The organism is Nonomuraea sp. NPDC050547, assembly GCF_044457345.1.
Classification (GTDB): Bacteria; Actinomycetota; Actinomycetes; order Streptosporangiales; family Streptosporangiaceae; genus Nonomuraea.
Window position 1 is genome coordinate 1 of sequence record NZ_JBITGW010000053.1, and the last position, 1136, is coordinate 1136.

A 1136-nucleotide genomic window follows, 5' to 3' on the forward strand; every position below is an offset into this window, starting at 1 on the left:
CTAGTGTGCCGAGTCGTTAATTCGCTGGCAGTATGCGGTGAGGTTGTCGAGGATCTCGTCTGCGGTCTTGGTCCACACCAAGGGCTTGGGGTCGGCGTTCCACTCCTTGATCCAGGCACCGACATCGGCCTCAAGCTGGGCGACACTGCGGTGCGCCGAGCGGCGCAGCTTGCGGTTGGTGAGCTCGGCAAACCATCGTTCGACCAGGTTGAGCCAGCTCGCACTGGTGGGAGTGAAGTGGATGTGAAAGCGCGGATGGCGCAGGAACCAGTTCTTCACCGCGTCGGTCTTGTGAGTGGCGTAGTTGTCGCACACCACGTGAACCTCCAGGTCGGCGGGGACCTGCTTGTCGATCGTGGCGAGGAACTTGAGGAACTCCTGATGCCGGTGCTTGCGATGGTGCGAGCCGATGATCTGTCCAGTGGCGATGTTGAGCGCGGCGAACAGGTTCGTGGTGCCGTGCCGTACATAGTCATGGCTCATCCGGGCCGGGGTCGTCGGCATGACGGGCAGGATCGGCGCGGTCCGATCCAGGGCCTGCATCTGGGATTTCTCATCCACGCACAACACCACCGCCTTGGCGGGCGGGTCCAGGTATAGCCCCACGATGTCGCGGACCTTGTCGACGAACTGCGGATCCTTCGACAGCTTCCAGGTCTCCACCAAGTGCGGCTTGAGGCCGAACGCTCGCCAGATCCGTGAGATGGCCGACTGCGACATCCCGGTCGCCGCGGCCATCGATCGGGTCGACCAGTGCGTGTCGCCCTTGGGCGGCGCCTGCTCCAGCGTGGTGGTGATGACCTGTTCGACCTTGTCATCGCCGATCGTTCGCGGCCGGCCCGGCCGCGGCTCGTCGGTCAGGCCTTCCAGCCGGTGCCGCAGGAAGCGAGAGCGCCACTTGGCCACCGTGCCCCGAGCCAGTCCCAGCTGGCGGGCAACTCCCGACACCGAGCCACCTTCGGCGCAAGCCAGGATGATCCGGCACCGCTCGGCCAACGCCTGGGAGGATGTGCGCCGCCGCTCCCACGCCTGAAGCGTGTGACACTCATCCTCCGACAACACCAACGGCATCAGCTTCGGACTCGGCATGCCCCAAGCCTACAAGCTGCACATGAATTAATAACTCAGAACACTAG

Annotated in this window: 1 protein-coding gene; it reads right to left on the reverse strand. The window is 64.2% G+C overall.

Going from position 1 to position 1136, the window contains the following annotated elements:
• Positions 1 to 1089: an IS630 family transposase gene (locus ACIBHY_RS54735; RefSeq protein ID WP_397311093.1), complete on the reverse strand. Its 1089-nt coding sequence runs from the start codon at positions 1087 to 1089 to the stop codon at positions 1 to 3.
• Between the last annotated feature and the right edge of the window lie 47 nt (positions 1090 to 1136).